A 17,537-nucleotide genomic window follows, 5' to 3' on the forward strand; every position below is an offset into this window, starting at 1 on the left:
AGAGACCGAAGCTTGGGATACTTACCCAGGTTTCGGTTTTTTGCGTTCAAGCATAAGATCATCCAGCGTAGGAAAAGCTTGTTATAATACGTGTTCAAAAGCAAACTTTTTAAACAACCTCTTAATAGAGCAACGGTGAAATAAAGGAAGGTGATACATATATGATGGAAGAAACATGGGTTGTTGCCGTGCGGTCTATTATTGCCTTTCTGACCCTGATCATTTACACAAGGGTGCTGGGCAAGCAGCAGATGGGTAACTTGACGTATTTTGATTACATTAACGGTATCACAATCGGTTCCATTGCGGGTACGTTTGCAACCGATCTCTCGTCCAAGGCGTGGATTCATTTTGTGGCCTTGACCATTTTCACAATCATTACGATCATCTTTCAGTATATTACGCTGAAAAATCGCACCATCTCCAAACTGATGGACTCTGATCCCACATTGATCATCCAGAACGGTAAAATTCTCGAACAGAACCTGAGTAAAATGCGAGTCAAATTTGATGAGTTGACTATGATGCTGCGGCAAAAAGATGTATTTGATATTACGACTTTGGATTATGCGATTCTGGAACCGGACGGCAGCCTTTCAGTTGTTTTGAAACCTGAGAATCAACCGGTAACCGCGAAAGACATGCATATGCACCCGCCCAAGAGCAAGCTGATGACCGAGATTATCATTGATGGCCTGCTGATTAAGCAAAATCTGGAGGAAAGAAACAAAGATACTAACTGGCTCAGTGAACAGCTAAAAAAGCAAAACATTACGATACAGGATATCGCTTTTGCCGCCATATTACCCAATGACAAATTGTATGTGGATCTGTTCAAGGATAAGATCATCGAAAAAATCGACATGGGCGATTATGAAGGGCCTTTCTAAACTCTTTACATGAAGGAGGCGGTTGAATGAAAACGCGTTTCTGGCTGCTATATGTGCTCCCGATCTTCCTCATTCTTGTATTCGTTGCGATTATGGCTAGCGGAGCCTTTCTCAAAAAGCCCTTTGGTACCGATGATCGCTTGCTTGAATCAGTACAAATGTTGGAGAAACAGGTCGAGGGCCAAAACTGGACTGAAGCCAAGACTCAAATCAATTATGCAATGCAGGCTTGGGATAAAATCGTCAACCGCATTCAGTTCAGTGTGGAGCGTGAAGCGATTTATGATATTCTGGGCACCCTCGCTCGGATGAAGGGCGGCGTTGCAGCAGAGGATGATAAGGCGATTATGGAAGAGATTTATTACTTTTATGTATTATGGGATAATCTTGGTGATTAGGTTCAATATCTTTAATATCAGACTTTAATATCAGATGTACGTCCAAAAACAAAAGGCACTTTCCTTTTATGAAGAAAGGAAGTGCCTTCTTTGCTTTTACATAACTTTATATCCGTTACGCTCTTCGTAATCCCCGAGACCGTGACGATCGCGAAGTGCCTTCTTTGCGGAAAAAGAGAGTGAGCGCTCTGTTCGCACACCACAGTGCAAATAGAGCAAACAACGTGCCCCAGAACAGCGCGGGAAGGAATGTCTGTTGAGCGAGATTCGCTGCATCCCCTGCCCGTGAAGGCTGAGTCCAGGACATAAATCCAACGTATACAGCACTAACAACGGACTCTTCGAGTGTAAGAAACGCCAGTAACAGATAATAGAACTTCACGATCTTGGCGCCAAAAATCATAATGACCACATTCAGAACGATGAACCCGGTCAACCATAACATGCCGAACTCCCCTCTTACATATAACAGGAGTGACACCAGAGCTACAGCCGTCATAATCCCAAGTCCCCACATATGCAAGCCTTTGCGGTATAAGTAGAACAATAGCCAGGCGAACAGTGATGCACTGATATATCCCGCCAGAGAAACCAGGATCGATCTGCCTGGCGTCAGCATGGACGAATAGGTCACGCCGCTATGATCAGCGTACAATTCAATCCGCAGCACTTTACCGGACAGTACCAGTGTCATTAGTGCATGACCGAATTCGTGAATCATCGTATCCAGGTTACGGAACAAGGACGAGAATGGAATGAATCGTGTTAGAAAGACGGAGCCTAGCAGAAACAGTATCGTTTTGACCCACTTATTCAATCGTGCCATACCTCCTTTACCTTCAAGTAAACAATCAATTAAACAAGCCTATCCTTTATACTACGCTTTTTTCACTCGATTCGTTTCGGCTTCCAAACTGTAGGGCACAGTGCTCCATCCACCAGCAGAAGCTTCGATTGTGTCCAATGAAAAAAGAAGACAGATCATAGCGGCCCTTTTCGGCCTCTAACGTAACGAGCAGTCGATTCCGCATCCGACGGAGAGCATAGTGCACGAATTGATCTGCAACCTCACTTTGTATCAGGGTAACATAAGCATAAAGGGAATGATCAACAGGTTCATCAAGCGGACTCACCCCTGCACATGAAAATTCCGTCCTCACGCCCGCACTCTGAAGTATGGACAATGCCTTCACGAGTTCGGCATCGACTTCAACACCGTTCCAAATCTCTGTTTTCTTCGCGGAAACCGTATGTTTGTCACGTTCCGTCCAGTGCATCAGCTCCAGCTTGCGTCGTCTCCACAGATGAGCAGGCTGTTCACTTAACAGCACTTCAGGTTCCTCATTTAAACTCATGCAATGTGTCCTCCTGTTCTCCTCGATCCGGTCACCTTATTCAACAAAGAGAGAGCACATCACTGTGCTCTCTGCTTTGCAAAAAGGCAAAGGAATGGCGATCCATTCCTCAGCATGTTGTATTATTGTACCTTTTTCGGTGAGAGGCATCAAATCGATCTTTTATTATTCGTTCAGCGCCAGTTTCAGAGCCTCCAAATTTTGTCTCATCACGCTGATGTAGTCCATTCCCACCGCGATCTCTTCCTCGGTAAGTCCCTCAATCGGGTTCAATACGGCCGTTTTGGCTCCCACTTCACTTGCGATCGTCTCAGACACTTTGGATGAAACCAATGTTTCGAAGAAAATGGTCTTCACCTGATGCTCTTTCGCAAAATCAATGACAGATGCCATCTGTGCTGCCGAAGGTTCTTGCTCAGGAGACAATCCTGCGATGGGCACCTGTTGCAATCCATATTCCTTGGCAAGGTAGCCAAATGCAGCGTGTTGTGTGATGAAATCTTTACGTTTGCTATCCGTCACAGCCGCCTTGAAGTCCTGATCCAGTGACTCCAGTTGAGCAATGTAAGCATCTGCATTCTGCTTGAACTGTTCAGCATGTTCCGGGGCAGCCTGCGCCAAACCTGCTTCAATATTGCGCACCTCCTTTACAGCCAATGCAGGTGACAGCCATACGTGGGGATCGAGTCCACCGTGATCGTGATCATGTCCTGCTTCAGCCTCTGCGTCATGATCATGGTCGTGTTCTTCCGTAGTCGCTTCATCCGCATGATCGTGATCATGTGCTTCCCCAGCGGATTCATCGGCATGGTCATGCGTATCCGTTCCCTCGGAATCTTCATGTCCATGATCATGCTCATCTTCTGTACCTTCAAGCAGGTTAATTCCTTTGCTCGCTTCCACCTGAATGAGTGAAGCATTGCTCAGACTTCCGGTGACCTGATCAATCCAAGATTCCATGCCCGCACCGTTGTATACAAGCACGTCCGCTTTTTCAATGCTGGCAATATCTTGTGGTGTGGGCTCCCAATCATGAGGCTCCATTCCTGCTGGAACGAGTGTATGCACATCGGCCAGATCACCTGCCACATTTTTGGTGAACTCATACATCGGATAGAAGCTGACCTGCACGTTTAATTTAGCTGCTTCACTCTCTACGGGTACCGTATTACCGGCACCCGTAGAACTTGTATTTGCATCAGAAGCGGATTTTTGTCCGCAGCCTGCGACGATAAGTGTGAGACTGAACAACAATCCGAGCGTAGCTTTTTTACTGAATTTCATGTGATGTATTCCTCCTAGAATGGTTGACCAGAATGATGTGCTGTGATTTCGTTTCTTTGCGATGGCGCTTGCGGTTATATCGTGCAATCAGCTTTTGCGCTGATATTCCAGTCAATAGGATGACCAACAGGATGAGCGCAATTGTTCCTCCCGGTGGTGTATTTAGATGGTAAGATGTTGTGAGCCCGCTAAAAATACCAATTAATCCTGTAATTACCGCGACAACAATCGCTGCTGTAAAACTGCGAGACACTCTCAGTGCCAAGGCAGCAGGCAATACAATGAGAGCAGACACCAGCAACACACCGACGATCGGCATGGCTGAAGCTACAGTCATTCCTGTCAGAATGGCAAATGCAAACGATAACCCTTTTACCTGAACGCCTCCAATGGAAGCTGTCTCTTCATCAAAGGTAAAGCTATAGAGCGGTCTCCGGAGTAAGATGAAAAAAAGTAAACCAATGACACATACACCTGCCATCATCCACAACTGAATATCGCTAACCGCGACAATAGATCCGAATAAGTATGAGCTGAAGGTTTTGGACAGATTGGTTTTGAGACTCATCAACACTACAGCAAGAGCCAGTCCCGAAGTCATGATGATCGCCACAGGTACCTCGCTGTAGGTTCGGTAACTTCGCCGCAGTTGTTCAACCAGTAATGCACCGATAATAGCAATGGCGAATCCGCAGATCACCGGGTTAAGATTCATGACCGAACCGAGCGCAACCCCTGCCAGTGAGACATGGGATAACGTGTCCGCCATAAGGACCTGCCGCCTGAGCATCAGATAGACCCCAAGAATTGGAGCGATGACTCCAATTAGTCCACCTGCCCAGAAGGCACGTTGCATGAATTCGTACTCAAACACTGCCATTCCTCACTTTCTTGCCGCTCCAGAGTAATCGTACGATCCAATCGATTCCCCATCTCTTCCAGTCCGTGCGTAACCATAATAATCGTTAACCCATGAACATCAGCATAGTGGCGCATCAGATTGTAAAATCCTTCACGGCTGTGGCGGTCCATCCCCGTTGTTGGCTCATCCAGTACCAGAACCTGCGGTTGCCCAGCCATAGCTCTGGCAATACAGATCCGCTGCTTCTGTCCACCAGACAGCTCACCGACGCGCGTATTCCGATATTCCCACATACCAACTTCCCGCAAACTGCGTTCAACGATGGCATCCTGCTCTGCTGTGAAGCTTCGGAATAGTCCCAGCCTGGTGTAACACCCGGACCGGACCAGCTCATTCACCGTACTGGGAAATCCACTATTGAACGATGCCACCTGCTGGGGCACATAACCGATATTGGACTTGTTCCCACGTTTCAACTGCGGATTCATATGTATGGTGCCGCTCCAGGGCTTCAATAGCCCTAGTAGCAGCTTTAACAGGGTCGTTTTGGCAGAACCATTGGGACCTGTGATGCCTATGAACTCTCCCACATGGATATCCAGCGACAGTTGATCAATGACCGGCTCTTTGCCATATCCAAATACAACATCACGCATGGAGGATAGTATCATGCCTTTCCCTCTTTTCGTAAATATTACGATTAAAAAATAACAAAAAAATTTAGCGTGTTTCCCGATGGATCGTCATTTTCTTCAAACGAGGTGAGTACTTCTTCATCTCAAGTCTCTCTGGATGGTTACGTTTGTTCTTGGTTGTTGTGTAGTTGCGGTCCCCGCACTCGGTGCAGGCTAAGGTTACAATGACTCTCATGGTGGTTTCCTCCTCTTGTTTAATCGTAATTATTACTATTTAATGATATTAGCTGATGCTTTTTCGTTTGTCAACTCCATATCTGCGAAAGTAAAATTTTGTATCCATAATATAATTTCATATGATATACTGCTTTGGTATCATTATACTTTACCTACGGAGGAACTAGATGAAGATCAAAAAATCAACTTTTATTGGGTCATTGGTAGCATGCAGTTTGGCTTTCGGTGCCCTCGGTGTAGCGGCTTCAAACGGAATTCAAGATATTGAAGCAGCACTCGACAGCAACATTAGCTTTAAAGTAAACGGTTTGTCTTGGACACCCAAGAATGAAGCCGGAGACAAACTGAATGCACTGGTATATGACGGTGATGTTTACCTGCCTGTAAGTACCACAGCAGAAGCACTGGGAGCCAACGTATCTCTGAATGTTAGCAACAAAGTTGTAAGTATCACGAATTCAGGTACCAGTAAGTCTAGTAGTTCAAGTAATAATAGTAGTACCGGTACCAAAGATTCTGATGATTCAAGTAAATCAAGTAGTTCAAGTAACCCAAGTACTTCAGGCTCAATCAAGATGACTGGAACTGACGCTCAGATGATAGTCAAATTGCAAAAAGAATCTTTAACACTGATCAAGATGTATGGTAAAGCACTTAAAACAGGAAGCACTAGTGAATTTGATAAATACATAGATGCTAAAGTTATTGAAAATCCCGAGATCGACATTTTTGATCTGGGTAAGCAATCCCAGAAAGATAAATTTAAGACTACAGTCAAAGGTATCATTGCAGCAAATGATAAAAAAACGCTGACTAAATATGCAGATCAGTTGATTAATGTGAAATCAGCTGATTTTAAAGTGATTGCAATGAATGATAAAACCAAAACAAGACACAGTTACAAAGCCATTTATTATCCACAAGGATGGACGGGTTCCTATGGAGTGTACCTTACCTTTGTGTTTAGTCCGCAAAAAAGTGGCAACGGTGATTTTTATCTTGGCGATTTGTCCTTCAGCTAAAGTCCTTAATGCAATATAATCATTGATCTTCAGGGGCACTAGTGCACTTGAAGATCTTTTCTTTTCACTTCAACTCCACGCCGGAAAAGGATCTTTCAATTCGCGCCAGTTCATCAACATCTCCTCCTCCGTAAGAAGGGTCTCATCCAATGTACGTTCAATCTCCGCCCGGTCCATGTCAATGCCGATAAATACTAATTTGGTTACGCGGTCGCCCCACTCATCATCCCAGTCCGGTATGCTTGGCAATGTATCGCCAAAATGAAGTTGCCTTTCCTCCTCACTCATCGCACCTACCCATATTCCTGCTGGCGCAAGCTGCTTTGATGTACCTGCGTGACTGAAAGAGATTGCCATATGGTTCCTTGTTGCCAACCACATCAGACCTTTGGATCGCACGATGCTATCTGGATATTTCGCAATCCAACGCAGCAACCGTTCCGAGTGGAATGGACGTTTTCGATGATAGACAAATGAATGAATTCCATATTCTTCAGTCTCCGGGGTATGTTCCTCTTTCATTAATTCGCGGATCCAACCCGCGGACTGGCTTGCTTTTTCAAAATCAAAACGTCCCGTATTCAATATCTCTCTCGGATCAATCTGCCCATGTGTCGTGCGAATAAGCTTGGCCTCCGGTTGCATCGCGTGTAGTGCCTTTTCAAGCTTCGTCAGTTCTTCCTCCGAGACCAGATCACATTTGTTCAGAATCAGCACATCACAGAATTCCACCTGGTCCGTCAGCAGATGAACGATTCCACGAACATCGTCCTCCCCCGCTTCCTGTCCACGATCCTTCAGTGTTTCTTTGGAATAAAAATCACGCCAGAACTGGGCAGCATCGACAACCGTAACCATCGTGTCGAGACGGGTGAATTTCGTCAAATCAATGCCGAGTTCCTCATCGATATACGTAAACGTCTGCGCAACAGGTACCGGCTCACCAATACCCGTGGATTCTATCAATATGTAGTCAAAAGAACCATCTAACGCCAGCCGCTCGACTTCTTTCAACAGATCCTCCCGCAATGTGCAGCAGATGCAACCATTGGACATCTCTACCAGCTTCTCATCAATGCGCGATAACCCACCACCATCTCGTATTAAACCTGCATCGATGTTAACCTCACTGAGATCATTGACGATGACAGCAACCCGCATCCCCTCGCGGTTATGAAGCACATGATTGAGCAGTGTCGTTTTGCCTGCACCCAAATATCCACTAAGTACGGTTACCGGAACCCGCTGTTGAACCTGTTGATCTGACATTTCTGCTTCCTCCACTCTGTTTAAGTTATGACTTTAATCGTAATAATTACTATTAAGGACGATCAATCCGAACTATACCGCAGTTTTCTTTGGGTTGTCAACTCTAAAATGATGAAGAATCTTGATTAATCGTAAAAATGTTGATTAGAACATAGGAATGATGTATGTTGCCGCACGTACAAGCATATATTTTAGCAAAGTCCTAGTTGTGGAGGTCTGTTTCATGAAAATGGCAGCCAATCTGAAGCTCCTGTCCTTCCTGATCCCTTGTGCATTTCTTGTTCCCGTGTTGATCACAATGGCTCCAGACTTGAAGGAAGCATGGAACAGTGAAGCTTTGCAAAATATGAAAACCGTATTCATAGGTATTTTCCTTGAAGCCGCACCTTTTCTGCTCATGGGTGTGCTGTTGTCCTCGCTCATGCAGTGGTTCGTATCGGAAGAGATGGTCCGCAGACTAACGCCTAAGAATCCGATCGGCGGTGTGCTGGTCGCAGGGCTGCTCGGTATTATTTTTCCCATTTGTGAATGTGGCATGATCCCGGTCGTGAGAAGGTTGATGCACAAAGGCATGCCAGCCTATATCGCAGTTACGTTCATTTTGAGTGGTCCCGTAGTCAATCCCATCGTATTTACCGCGACCTTGCTTGCCTTTCCCTCCCATCCTGAGATTACCATTGCCCGTATGGGACTGGCCTTTGCTGTAGCAGCTTCCATAGGCATGCTCGTGTATGTGTTTGTCCGTCGAAATCCCCTTCGGATGCCAAAGATCGCAGTTACAGAGGTCAAGACACATCCTGGGTTTAAAATGGCGCAACCTCATGCTCATGCACACGCAAATGCTCCTGATCACAATCATGTAAAAAACTGGCGTAGCTTCTTCATTCATGCCGGAGACGAATTCGTCGATATGAGCAAATATCTGGTGATCGGTGCCTTGATTACAGCCTGCATCCAGACATTCATTAGCCGCAGCGATCTGATCTCACTTGGCAATGGTCCTGTTGCCTCCTATGTATTCATGATGGGGTTTGCTTATGTATTGTCTCTCTGTTCCACTTCTGATGCTTTTGTGGCTTCTGCGTTCTCACACACGTTTGCACTGGGGCCGCTGGTATCCTTCCTTGTTCTTGGTCCAATGCTGGATTTCAAAAGTACCCTGATGCTGCTCTCCACCTTCCGTACCCGGTTTGTTATTGGTCTAAGTCTAGCGATTATCACACTCGTCTTCGCTGGCTCGTGGTTGATTAATCTGCTGGTATAAAGGTTGAGCAACATACTTCATGACCTAAATGATTAATCCCATGAACTTTCATCCTGACGATTAATAGAGATGAGGTGATGATATGAACCACACTGTCTATACGATTACAAAAGCCCCTGTTCCAAAATCACACTTCATTCAATGGCATAACCTGATTCGTGCGGTTTGGATCGGCGGGCTGGCAGTATACATTATTCACTTGAATTCAAGTGATTCACTTCATTATTATTTGGCGCCGACCATGCAAAAACTGCTATTATGCTGCCCTGTTCCCTTATTGTTTATTGCTGTTATCATGGCCTGGCATGGACTGTTCGGTAGAAACGAGGTTCATTGCGACTGCGAGCACCCACCGCCTTCCGGGTTCCTCCGTAGTGCGCTGGTATATGGTCTGATTGCTATACCCTTGTTGTTAGGGTTTCTGTTACCTGATCGGGCTCTGGGCAGCTCCATGGCCAGTCAGAAAGGAATGTCTCTCACCTATGCCCCTCCCGAGATTCGTCGAAAAGAGCCTTTACCCGATCCGGCAACGCAATTGAATGTACAAGATCTTACACAACAACCAACGGTTGTTCAGTCTGCATCGGCCACCAAAGTACAATTCATTCCCCCAGACGAGTATAGCCGCGAATTCGCTGAACTGGCGGAGAAGTTGTATGCAGAACAGGTCATCCGAGTCTATCCTGAGATTTTCTCTGAAACACTCGGCACGATCGACATGTTCCAGCGACAATTTGCAGGCAAAGATATCTCATTAACCGGGTTCGTTTATCGGGACAAGAGCATGGACCATGAATCACATTTTGCACTGGGACGATTTCTCGTCATGTGTTGCCCCGCGGATGCGGCTCCCTTCGGCGTGATGATTCACATTCCAGAAGCGGATAGCTTCCCTACAGATAGTTGGGTGCAAATCGATGGCAGCATCGGCTCTGCACAGGTGAACGGTAAGGATACGATTGAGATTCGAGCAACAAAGGTGACACCTGTATCCGAGCCATCCACGCCTTATATTTATACCAATGCGGACTCGGTGATGGCGTATGAGCAAATAAAGAGCGAGTAGTTGCTAGTAGTAGTAACTTGCACCTCAACGTCAAAAAGCCCCAAAGCGATGGATTACATCGCTTTGGGGCTTTCATGTTCAGTCAGACATGAGATTACATCTCGTCTGTTTTGATTATTATTCCGTTACGATATCATGAACCAATACAGGAGCATCGGCATGATCCGCAATCGTAATGTTTTCTTTGATCTTCGCGATGACGTCTGCTACGTCTTCACGATTGGCATGGATCGTTACAAGGGACTCACCAGCTTTGACTGGGTCACCGACTTTTTTGTTCAGCATCAGACCAACAGCGAGATCGATCTCAGACTCTTTCGTTGCACGGCCTGCGCCGAGCAGCATTGCTGCAGTACCGATTTCGTCAGCGACGATTCCGGCAACATAGCCGTCTTTGTCTGCTGGCACTTCAACCAGGTATTGTGCCTGAGGCAAACGATCTGGATGATCCACAACCGAAGCGTCTCCACCTTGGTTTGCCAAGAAATCTTTGAATTTCTCCAGTGCCTTACCGTTCTGGATGACTTCTCTCAATCTCTCCTCAGCATGCTCCAAGGAATCTGCCTTGCCAGCAAGGAATACCATCTGACGTCCAAGTGCCAGACACAGCTCTTCCAGATCTTTCGGGCCTTTACCTTGCAGGGTGAGGATGGCTTCTTTCACTTCAAGCGCGTTACCAATCGCCAGACCCAGTGGTTGGGACATATCGGAGATAACAGCCATCGTTTTACGTCCAACATTGTTACCGATGCTTACCATGGCATGTGCCAGTTCTTTAGCATCTTCCGTTGTTTTCATGAATGCACCAGCACCCGTTTTAACATCCAATACGATTGCATCAGCACCTGCTGCAATTTTCTTGCTCATGATGGAGCTAGCGATCAGTGGAATGGAGTTAACGGTAGCTGTTACGTCACGCAGTGCATAGAGCTTCTTGTCTGCAGGCGTAAGGTTACCACTTTGTCCGATAACTGCAACCTTATGTTCGTTTACGAGACGAATGAACTCTTCTTTCTCAAGCTCTACGTGGAAGCCAGCAACGGATTCCAGCTTGTCTGTTGTACCACCCGTGTGACCAAGTCCACGTCCGGACATTTTGGCAACAGGAACATCCAGCGCAGCAACAAGCGGAGCGAGTACCAGTGTTGTTGTATCGCCCACACCTCCTGTGGAGTGCTTGTCTACTTTGATACCTTCGATGGCGGACAGGTCGATCGTTTCACCCGAATTTACCATGGACATCGTGAGATCAGCACGTTCTTTGTCCGTCATATCTTTAAAGAATACCGCCATCGCCCATGCGCTGACTTGATAGTCCGGGATCTCTCCTTGTGTGTATCCTTGAACAACAAAATCAATCTCAGCTGTTGTCAGTTCTTTTCCGTCGCGTTTCTTGGCAATAATGTCTACCATTCTCATGATGATCTCTCCTTGTGTGTGTATTGATTGTATAGAACACTTTGTTGTTGGTCCGTTGACCGTTCCGGCTCCAGATCATTTCCTCCGATCGCTGTTGTCTCCAAGTTTTTTTGATCCATTTTGCAATGGAAAAACTCGGAGACAAAGGCGAACGCTTTGCTTCTTCAGAATCGATTCCGGTTCCTTCACTCCGTGCTTGAAACAAAAGTTTCGATTAAAATCAATTAATATTGAATATAAAATACAACAACAACATGTAGTCAACTTATACAACACTTTGTGCAGCATTCGTTCCAGCTCCGGATCGTTCCTTAGAGCGCTTTGCTTCTTCAGAATCGATCCGCTTCCTTCACTCCGTGCTTAAAACAAAAGTTTAGATAAAATCAAATGATTATGAATATAAAATGCAACAATTACAGTGTGATTGCTGTGTCGAGGGCAACTACCATCATGTCGTTGAACGTTTTTTGGCGCTCTTCGGCAGATGTTTCTTCGCCTGTCAGCAAGTGGTCACTTACCGTCAGGATGGTCAGTGCGTTAACACCGAACTTGGCAGCGATGGTATACAGTGCTGTTGTTTCCATTTCTACGCCCAGTACGCCGTGTTTCATCAACTTCTCGGTTACGGAACGGTCATCGCGGTAGAAAGAATCCGAGCTGAACACGTTACCCACATGAATTTTCATGCCTTTAGCTGTTGCACGATCATATGCTTCTTTCAGCAGGGAGAACGTAGCGATTGGCGAGAAGTCATATCCACCGAATACGTGTTTGTTCATGCTGGAATCTGTACATGCTGCTTGTGCAAGGATGACGTCACGTACACGTACATGCTCCTGCATACCGCCACAAGTACCTACACGAATCAGGTTTTTCACGCCATATTCGCTGATCAATTCATTAGCATAGATTGCGAAAGACGGAATACCCATTCCTGAACCTTGCACCGAAATCCGGTGTCCTTGATATGTACCCGTAAAACCAAGCATTCCGCGAACCTCGTTGTAACATACAACATCTTCAAGGTACGTATCTGCAATATATTTCGCGCGCAAAGGGTCTCCTGGCAAAAGGATCGTTTCTGCGATATCTCCGGGTTTAGCTCCAATATGTGTACTCATGAATGAATCTCCTCCAGTTATATATTTAGTCTATTATGATGGCAGGAACCGGAGCAGCCTCAACTACTCCGACATCCCCTATCCTGTTTTCGAAAAACCTATTTCAAATCTTTCAGGAAGCTGGTGCCATATTCCGGCATTTTCACTCCAAAGTTCTCGGCTACGGTTGCACCAAGGTCAGCAAATGTGCTGCGCAGATCAAGCTTTTTGCCCTCGCTGAAGCGCGGAGAGTAGGCAAGCAATGGAACATATTCACGTGTATGATCTGTACCACGATAAGTTGGATCATTACCATGGTCAGCTGTGATCAGCAGCAGATCATCATTGGTCATTTTGGCAAAAATCTCTGGCAGCCGTGCATCATAGTCTTCGAGCGCCTGAGCATAACCTTGGGGATCACGACGGTGACCGTACAGGGCATCAAAATCAACCAGGTTCAGGAAGCTAAGTCCATTGAACTCTTCATCCATCGTTTCAGACAACTTGTCCATGCCATCCATATTCGATACAGTACGAACGGACTTCGTTACACCTTCGCCATCGTAGATATCCGCAATTTTACCCAAGGCAATGACATCAAATCCACCATCTTGAAGTTCATTCATGACGGTACGTCCAAACGGCTTAAGCGCATAGTCATGACGATTCGCAGTACGCTTCCAGTCACCCGCTTCACCTACAAATGGACGTGCAATAATGCGGCCGAGCATGTACGGATCTTCAAGTGTAATTTCACGACAGAACTCACAGATCTCATACAGTTCTTTCAATGGAACAACGTCCTCATGTGCTGCAATTTGCAGAACTGAATCCGCGGATGTGTATACGATGAGTGCGCCAGTTTCGACATGCTCTGCACCCAGCTCATCCAGAATTTCCGTACCGCTGGCCGGTTTGTTACCGATGACCTTACGGCCCGTTTTCTCTTCAATGCGCTGAATCAGCTCATCGGGAAAACCGTTCTCGAACACGCGGAAAGGTGTATCAATGTAAAGACCCATCAGCTCCCAGTGACCTGTCATTGTGTCTTTGCCTCTGGATGCTTCCTGCATCTTGGTGTAATACGCTTTAGGTGCATCCGCTACAGGAACACCCTCAATTTCTTTGATGTTGGACAGTCCGAGACTGGCCATGTGAGGCATTTTCAGACCTCCGCGTTCACGTGCAATGTGACCGAAGGTATCCACATCAAAATCATAGAATTCTGCTGCATCCGGCGCTTCGCCGATTCCTACAGAATCCATAACGATTAGATGTACTCTTTTAAATGTTGACATAACCTAAGCACTCCTTCCAATAATCCGGTTTACAAGAACAGTCCGGCGATGATCGCAGACAATACACTGACAAGCGATGCACCGTAAAGCAGTTTCAGACCGAAGCGGGCTACCACATTACCTTGTTTCTCATGAAGTCCCTTCACCGCACCTGCAATGATACCGATGGAGGAGAAATTGGCGAACGATACGAGGAAGACGGATACGATCCCTGTTGTTCTAGCAGACAGTAATGTCTCCTTCGCTAAAGCAAGCATGGCAACGAATTCGTTGGATACCATTTTGGTTGCCATAATACTTCCCGCCTGAATCGCTTCCTTCCAAGGAACACCCATAATAAAGGCTAATGGTGCAAACACATAACCAAGCAGCTCCTGGAACGAAATGCCAAGCACTGCGCTGAAAATTCCGTTAACAAGTGCAATCAAAGCAACAAAACCGATTAACATCGCAGCTACGATGATAGCGACTTTGAATCCATCCAGGATGTATTCACCCAGCATTTCGAAGAAGGACTGTTTCTCCTCTTCCTGTACTTCCAATATATCTTCTTCCTCTGTAACCTCATAAGGATTCACAATGGAAGCAATGATAAAACCGCCAAACAGGTTCAGCACGAGTGCCGTAACCACATATTTCGGATCAATCATGGACATATAGGCACCGACAATCGACATCGATACCGTGGACATCGCCGAGGCACACAAGGTGTACAGCCGATGTTTTGGCAACAACCCAATTTGTTTTTTCACAGAAATGAACACTTCAGATTGCCCCAATACAGCCGAAGCAACCGCGTTATATGATTCCAGTTTGCCCATTCCGTTGATTTTGCTTAATACCAGACCAATATATTTTATAACAAAAGGTAAGATTCGGATATACTGCAATATCCCAATGAGTGCAGAGATAACAACAATCGGCATCAATACGCTGAGGAAGAACGGTGTCCCAACAGTCTCAGCACCTACAGTGGTCAAATCACCAAATACAAACGCAATTCCTTCATTCGCATAATCAAGCAAACTTTTAAATACGGTCGCAAATCCACCTATCAGCCATGTCCCGACCCCTGTATTCAGTAAGGCATACGCCAGGATCACCTGCAAAACAATCATAACGGCCAACGGCCGGTAGCGAATCTTCTTTTTACCGTTGCTTGCGATATAAGCCAGTCCAAAAACAACGAGTAAACCAAGAAGGGCAATTAGAAATTTCATACGATCTCTCCTTTGAAGGTAGTTAAGCCGGATGTGGAATTCAGCTCAAAGGGTTCTTAAGCATTCTCAATCATTAACCTTTCAGAAAACTTATGAAGCGCTTACAATTAATCCTGTTTTTAAAATATAATTGTAGAATTGTATTCCCTGTACCTGAGTCGTTTGCCCAAGTACAGAGAATATATCATTACTTTTTATTTCATAAAGCTTTGTTTAATAAGCTCTTTCTTAGTAAGAAGATGTAGACTGACCGCCCTGCATGATCTTCACGCCAGAACTTGCACCGATTCGAGTCGCACCCGCTTCGATCATTTTCTGCATATCTTCCAGGCTACGTACGCCACCGGAAGCTTTAACGCCCACATCAGGACCTACAGTACGACGCATCAAAGCGATATCTTCTGGCGTTGCTCCACCTGTGGAGAAACCTGTAGAAGTTTTAACAAAATCAGCTCCAGCTCGTACAGCTGCCTGACAAGCACGTACTTTCTCATCATCCGTCAACAGACAAGTTTCAATAATGACTTTCACCAAAGCATTACCCGCAGCCGCTTCAACTACAGCACGAATATCCTGTTCAACGTAATCATCTTTGCCATCTTTCAAAGCACTGATGTTGATGACCATATCGACTTCAGTTGCACCTTTAGCAATTGCATCCTTGGTTTCGAAAGCTTTCGTCTCCGAAGTGGATGCTCCCAGAGGGAAACCAGTAACGGTGCAGATATCTACGCCAGTACCCTGCAACTGCTCAGCAGCATAAGCAACCCAGCCTGGGTTAACGCATACAGAAGCAAACTGGTATTGCTTCGCTTCTTCGGTTAACTTGGCCATTTCACTTTGCGTTGCGTCCGCACGAAGCAACGTATGGTCGATCATTTTAGCTAATTGTGGTGTAGTCAATTGAATCTCTCCCTTATCTGAACTAGTTATTTTCTATACCCTTACACTAACATGAACATATGTAAAAATCAACTTGAACTTTTGTTCACAGTTCCACTTGCGGTTCTTGCTTCGTTATATTTTCTGCCTAACAAAGCAAAACATCCGCCCTTTTTGCGTGGCAGATGTTGTCATCCATATCCATTTGAAATTAGAATCGCAGTAATGCCTGTGCTGTGTGCTGATCCGTAACCAGAATATTCGCATAATGACCTTTCAGCGCGGCGTGAATGGCTTCAATTTTGCGTTGTCCCCCGGCGACAAGGATTGATTTTTCCTTATTTCTCAATTCGGCCAAATCAATTCCGACGGTTCTGCTGTTAATCTCTTCACTGATCAACTGACCTTCCGCATCAAAAAAGCGTGAACAAATGTCGCCTGCACCTGAGTTCATCAGCAATTGTTGCTCTTCTTCATTGAAGTAGCCGAGCCTGAACAATAATGCATCTTCCTTTACAGTACCGACAGTGAACAAAGCGATGTTGGCCTGTCTGCCAAGTTCCACGATTCTGCCGATATGCCGATCCGCTTCCACCATGTTCTTCACTTCGATGTTGTCGAAAATTACGGGCAGTGGCAGATACCTTGGTACCGTGTGGAAGGCTTCAGCAAACAAATGAACAATCTCAGCCGCATACGTATTGACATGGGAGTGGCTTACGCCCCCCTTCAATTGCACGACCTCAACACCTTTAACCTGCTTGGGACGAAGCTGGCGTGCTATGGCATGCATGGTTGTTCCCCAAGTCACCCCGATGATATCCGCATCCTGAACCGTCTCCTGAAGATAGTCTGCTGCTCGTTTGCTGATATGCTTCTGTATTTCCTCATCACTCTTCAGTGGGGCAAAACACACAAGTGCCGTATCCAGATCATATTTCGACTTGAGTTCTCCGGCAATGATGTCGATATCCTCCAGCGGGTCCATAATTTCAATCCGGACGTATCCGCGATCTTTGGCGTACTGAAGTAATCTTGATACGGTTGGACGTGACACGCCCAATCGGGCGGCAATATCCTGCTGGCTGTAATCGGACTGATAATACAATTTCGCTGCTTCAATGCTTAATCGTTGCTTCTCCAGGTCCATTCCCATGTGCGCTCATCTCACTCATCCCTATTATCGTTGGAAAATAAATACTCGTCCTGTATATTATACATGGATTGAGTATCTGGTCACTACATAGCATGCAATTCAGTATCATGATCATTCCACTCATATCCCTTTCTGACGTATAAAACGGGGAAAACGATGCATACTACTGCGGTCGCTTCA

At 45.8% G+C, this 17,537-nt stretch carries 18 protein-coding genes; 5 read left to right on the top strand and 13 right to left on the bottom strand.

The genetic code is table 11. From position 1 onward, the window contains the following. Nucleotides 1-161 precede the first annotated feature (161 nt). Nucleotides 162-890 carry a DUF421 domain-containing protein gene (locus MHI06_RS16355; protein ID WP_340398449.1) on the top strand — a complete coding sequence of 243 codons (729 nt, stop codon included), beginning with the start codon at nucleotides 162-164 and terminating at the stop codon, nucleotides 888-890. Nucleotides 891-916: 26 nt separating this feature from the next. After that, nucleotides 917-1,288 carry a DUF4363 family protein gene (locus MHI06_RS16360; protein WP_169479195.1) on the top strand — a complete coding sequence of 124 codons (372 nt, stop codon included), beginning with the start codon at nucleotides 917-919 and terminating at the stop codon, nucleotides 1,286-1,288. Between the two features lie 115 nt (nucleotides 1,289-1,403). Here the strand turns inward: MHI06_RS16360 and MHI06_RS16365 are convergent, their stop codons facing one another. The 6 genes from MHI06_RS16365 to rpmG all read right to left on the bottom strand — a co-directional run bounded on the left by MHI06_RS16365 (nucleotide 1,404) and on the right by rpmG (nucleotide 5,659). Further along, entirely contained in the window at nucleotides 1,404-2,105 is a 702-nt protein-coding gene (locus MHI06_RS16365) for a M50 family metallopeptidase (protein ID WP_062834767.1), read from the bottom strand. A 55-nt stretch (nucleotides 2,106-2,160) separates the two neighbouring features. Beyond that, nucleotides 2,161-2,643, bottom strand: coding sequence for a hypothetical protein (locus MHI06_RS16370; protein ID WP_340398450.1), 483 nt, complete (start codon nucleotides 2,641-2,643; stop codon nucleotides 2,161-2,163). 165 nt (nucleotides 2,644-2,808) lie between these two features. Then, the gene (locus MHI06_RS16375) at nucleotides 2,809-3,927 is read right to left on the bottom strand and encodes a zinc ABC transporter substrate-binding protein (RefSeq protein WP_340398451.1); all 1,119 of its coding nucleotides are present in this window, start codon (nucleotides 3,925-3,927) and stop codon (nucleotides 2,809-2,811) included. Continuing rightward, nucleotides 3,914-4,807: a metal ABC transporter permease gene (locus MHI06_RS16380; protein ID WP_340398452.1), complete on the bottom strand. Its 894-nt coding sequence runs from the start codon at nucleotides 4,805-4,807 to the stop codon at nucleotides 3,914-3,916. Before MHI06_RS16380 ends, MHI06_RS16375 begins: the two co-directional genes overlap by 14 nt. Further along, a complete protein-coding gene (locus tag MHI06_RS16385) occupies nucleotides 4,753-5,460 on the bottom strand; it encodes a metal ABC transporter ATP-binding protein (protein ID WP_340398453.1) in 708 nt (235 codons plus the stop codon). The genes MHI06_RS16380 and MHI06_RS16385 overlap by 55 nt, the downstream gene beginning before the upstream one ends. Before the next feature lie 49 nt (nucleotides 5,461-5,509). Next, entirely contained in the window at nucleotides 5,510-5,659 is a 150-nt protein-coding gene (gene rpmG, locus MHI06_RS16390; RefSeq protein ID WP_036613813.1) for a 50S ribosomal protein L33, read from the bottom strand. 169 nt (nucleotides 5,660-5,828) lie between these two features. Between rpmG and MHI06_RS16395 the strand changes: the two genes are divergently transcribed. Continuing rightward, on the top strand, nucleotides 5,829-6,683 hold the full coding sequence (locus MHI06_RS16395; RefSeq protein WP_340398454.1) for a stalk domain-containing protein: 855 nt from the start codon (nucleotides 5,829-5,831) through the stop codon (nucleotides 6,681-6,683). Nucleotides 6,684-6,752: 69 nt separating this feature from the next. Here the strand turns inward: MHI06_RS16395 and MHI06_RS16400 are convergent, their stop codons facing one another. Continuing rightward, complete coding sequence (locus MHI06_RS16400; RefSeq protein WP_340398455.1) at nucleotides 6,753-7,952, bottom strand: GTP-binding protein; 1,200 nt, start codon at nucleotides 7,950-7,952, stop codon at nucleotides 6,753-6,755. 223 nt (nucleotides 7,953-8,175) lie between these two features. On the opposite strand from MHI06_RS16400, the gene MHI06_RS16405 reads away from it, so the two are divergent. Together MHI06_RS16405 and MHI06_RS16410 are read left to right on the top strand one after the other, a co-directional pair. Next, nucleotides 8,176-9,216 (top strand): permease, encoded by a 1,041-nt coding sequence (locus MHI06_RS16405; protein ID WP_340398456.1) that lies wholly within the window; start codon nucleotides 8,176-8,178, stop codon nucleotides 9,214-9,216. Between the two features lie 82 nt (nucleotides 9,217-9,298). Then, complete coding sequence (locus tag MHI06_RS16410) at nucleotides 9,299-10,282, top strand: TIGR03943 family protein (RefSeq protein ID WP_340398457.1); 984 nt, start codon at nucleotides 9,299-9,301, stop codon at nucleotides 10,280-10,282. Nucleotides 10,283-10,399: 117 nt separating this feature from the next. On the opposite strand, the gene MHI06_RS16415 is transcribed toward MHI06_RS16410, so the two are convergent. The 6 genes from MHI06_RS16415 to MHI06_RS16440 all read right to left on the bottom strand — a co-directional run bounded on the left by MHI06_RS16415 (nucleotide 10,400) and on the right by MHI06_RS16440 (nucleotide 17,351). Beyond that, a complete protein-coding gene (locus tag MHI06_RS16415; protein WP_169479185.1) occupies nucleotides 10,400-11,701 on the bottom strand; it encodes a pyrimidine-nucleoside phosphorylase in 1,302 nt (433 codons plus the stop codon). A 413-nt stretch (nucleotides 11,702-12,114) separates the two neighbouring features. After that, nucleotides 12,115-12,822, bottom strand: a complete 708-nt coding sequence (deoD, locus tag MHI06_RS16420) for a purine-nucleoside phosphorylase (protein ID WP_056691414.1) — start codon at nucleotides 12,820-12,822, stop codon at nucleotides 12,115-12,117. A gap of 98 nt (nucleotides 12,823-12,920) precedes the next feature. Further along, nucleotides 12,921-14,099 carry a phosphopentomutase gene (gene deoB / locus MHI06_RS16425; RefSeq protein WP_340398458.1) on the bottom strand — a complete coding sequence of 393 codons (1,179 nt, stop codon included), beginning with the start codon at nucleotides 14,097-14,099 and terminating at the stop codon, nucleotides 12,921-12,923. A 29-nt stretch (nucleotides 14,100-14,128) separates the two neighbouring features. Further along, nucleotides 14,129-15,319, bottom strand: a complete 1,191-nt coding sequence (locus MHI06_RS16430) for a NupC/NupG family nucleoside CNT transporter (RefSeq protein WP_340398459.1) — start codon at nucleotides 15,317-15,319, stop codon at nucleotides 14,129-14,131. Nucleotides 15,320-15,547: 228 nt separating this feature from the next. Continuing rightward, nucleotides 15,548-16,198, bottom strand: coding sequence for a deoxyribose-phosphate aldolase (deoC, locus tag MHI06_RS16435; protein WP_340402132.1), 651 nt, complete (start codon nucleotides 16,196-16,198; stop codon nucleotides 15,548-15,550). 214 nt (nucleotides 16,199-16,412) lie between these two features. Further along, complete coding sequence (locus MHI06_RS16440; protein ID WP_340402133.1) at nucleotides 16,413-17,351, bottom strand: sugar-binding transcriptional regulator; 939 nt, start codon at nucleotides 17,349-17,351, stop codon at nucleotides 16,413-16,415. Between the last annotated feature and the right edge of the window lie 186 nt (nucleotides 17,352-17,537).

Origin of the sequence: Paenibacillus sp. FSL H8-0079 (assembly GCF_037991315.1) — a bacterium.
Classification (GTDB): Bacteria; Bacillota; Bacilli; order Paenibacillales; family Paenibacillaceae; genus Paenibacillus.